The organism is Microvirga sp. KLBC 81 (genome assembly GCF_003075415.1).
Lineage (GTDB): Bacteria > Pseudomonadota > Alphaproteobacteria > Rhizobiales > Beijerinckiaceae > Microvirga.
This window is the reverse complement of the sequence record NZ_QDAH01000210.1, coordinates 1-2208: the sequence shown is the minus strand read 5'-3', so window position 1 is coordinate 2208 and position 2208 is coordinate 1. Positions and strand designations below refer to the sequence as shown.

The following is a 2208-nucleotide window of genomic DNA, read 5'->3' as shown; positions in this document are numbered from 1 at the left end:
CCAGAGAGCATCAGAAACAAGAGGTTTGGCCATGCCAAACCAACGCGCTCACCCCGGTTTTGTTAGGCACTCTTAGTCTGGGCGTCGGAAAATCCAACATTGAGGGATAGTCCAGAACCTCAGCGCCCGGCTCCAGCGCATCGCCAAAACCAATGTCGATAGTCAGACTGATGCGGGCGCCGCTAATAGTGGCTTGGGTCCGCAGCCGCAGTCCGCCATATTCCAACCCTTCGCGAATACGATCGACGCGAAGTGTGTCGATATCGAATTCCACGCCATCATCTGCGGCTTGTGCCAGGATTTCCCGAAACGTCGCGAGCATTGCTTCCGGACTGGGGTCACCGAAGCCTAACAAGTCAAGGTCGCGGGTGCCGCGATGCGGATCATCGAACCAGCTCATCATCAGCATCGCTCCTTTGAGCACGAAGCAGTCGGCATGGCGTGACTGGCCGAGCCGGAACAACAGCCGCTCAAGGGCGAATCGGGTCAGCACCAATTCAAAACTCTGGCCGCTTGCCTTTGCAAGCTGCAGCAGGCGGGCGCGCACCGAAGCGCCGATGTTCTTGATCTCCTTAACCATTAGCGGTGAGCGCTTCGAGATACGGCCGGATTACGGTAGCAACACCGCCCCTCTCAGCCTGTCGGGCCATTTCAGCGGGAGTGGTTTTGCGTTGGCGTAGTGCTTCCTGGATTCCCTCGATCGCGACTGACAGGCCGATCTTGTTGCGATATCGGAAGCAGTCCGCGATCGTCTTGGCGATTCCGAAGACTTTCACGGATACGCCCTCAACGATGTGGGTTTCGACGCTCTCACTGAGCAGGCTTTCGGTGAAGCGGACGATGCGCATGGGCGTACCGTCGGGTTTCGGGGACCAGTCCTTCCGCCCTATGGCAAGCCACACTTGCTTCGGAAGCTGATCAGTCAGCCCATGAAAAGCGAGCGCCGACACGAGGCAGACAACACCTCTGGGCACACGTTTGGCAGCTTCGGCTAGGCTGTGGTTGGCATCAAGAGGTGCGTCGGAGAGCTGATAGAGGCCTCGGGCGAGGCGAATCACCTCACCTTCCCGTTCCATTCGACTCATCGTTGCCGCGGTTACTCCAGCGTCCCGCAGCTCCGCGAGACGCGCGATCCCGCGCGTCGTCAGGAGACCATGGGCGATCTGGCGCTGGGAGGTGGGTTCGGGCATTGATACGATCGCTCGGAATGAAGGCTCTATAGTCCGAGGGTTTATATCACCTACCGCGAAATATGGGAAGCCGGCCACGGGGCTGACACCTAAGCCGAACCAGCTGCGCTCGCCAAGCGTCTCGTGGAAGGCGACCTGTCGTCGGCCACCGACGCGACGGGCGCGGCGGCTATAGCGGCCTGTGCGAAGTGGCGAGCGGTTAAGGGCGATCCCGCCCAAGTCCAACAATTACTCGCGGAGGCCGATCGCCTCGGCAACACTGATGACGCGGTGGTCGCCGCGTCATTCCTCGCGCCGATTAACAGCGACGTCCGACGGATGGCGCTACAGATCGTCCTAAACGACCAAGGGCCGAAGCAGTCACTCCAATGGTGCGCCACAGCCGACATCGGACCTGCGGACTCTGACTCCGTTAGTCTTGCTTCGAATCCAGGTCCCCCAGCCATTTAAAATCAAGAGCTTAGCCCCCCTTAGAACCTTTGCGGTACTTCATGTTGACAACCTTTGTTGACAAGTCTTGTCCCGCATCTGTTCCGCCCAAGGCCTCCGAAACGGCCTTTGCCGCCCTCCTCCGCTCAACGTTCCGCGTGTAATGATCCGCCGACTTTTGGTCCCGTTGTGCTAGGGCTGACGCAATTTCGCGAGACGTGAAACCCTTCTCCGAGGCCTCCTCAGCAAAGGAGGTTCGAAGGCCATGGAAAGTCAGGCCCAGCGTGACCTTCCCTTCCTTTTCGAGCTTGCCAATGTGCTTGAAAAATGACGACCGGAATCCGTCTTCGGTCCAGGGCTGTCCCCGGCTGTTCACGCACATGCGGATGCCGTCATGCCTCGGAAGAGCGTCGAGGATCTCCCTCAGAGGTTTCGGGCACGGGAACCAGAGCGGAACGCCTCGCTTGGACGTGCTGAGGTTAAGAGCGCCATCCTGGTAGGCTGTGACCGGCAACGCTTGCTCCTCCTATGCGGCAGCCTCCTCCCGACCCCAGCGGAAGGTGGTGCCATCGATCCACATGCGATGCAG

Annotated in this window: 2 protein-coding genes and 1 pseudogene; all 3 read right to left on the bottom strand. The window is 59.6% G+C overall.

All coding sequences use genetic code 11. The features are described 5' to 3' along the window. Positions 1 to 70: 70 nt before the first annotated feature. Positions 71 to 580, bottom strand: a pseudogene (locus tag DC522_RS33230) (nucleotidyl transferase AbiEii/AbiGii toxin family protein); the annotation flags it as partial. Next, a complete protein-coding gene (locus DC522_RS33225; protein WP_116532658.1) occupies positions 573 to 1190 on the bottom strand; it encodes a type IV toxin-antitoxin system AbiEi family antitoxin domain-containing protein in 618 nt (205 codons plus the stop codon). The gene DC522_RS33225 and the pseudogene DC522_RS33230, both read right to left, overlap by 8 nt. 460 nt (positions 1191 to 1650) lie before the next feature. After that, complete coding sequence (locus tag DC522_RS33215; RefSeq protein WP_116532656.1) at positions 1651 to 2133, bottom strand: tyrosine-type recombinase/integrase; 483 nt, start codon at positions 2131 to 2133, stop codon at positions 1651 to 1653. Positions 2134 to 2208: the final 75 nt, after the last annotated feature.

What these genes read in the sequence shown, in the direction of transcription:
- DC522_RS33225 (WP_116532658.1), bottom strand. Translation starts at nt 1,190, where the DNA reads ATGCCCGAACCCACCTCCCAGCGCCAGATCGCCCATGGTCTCCTGACG.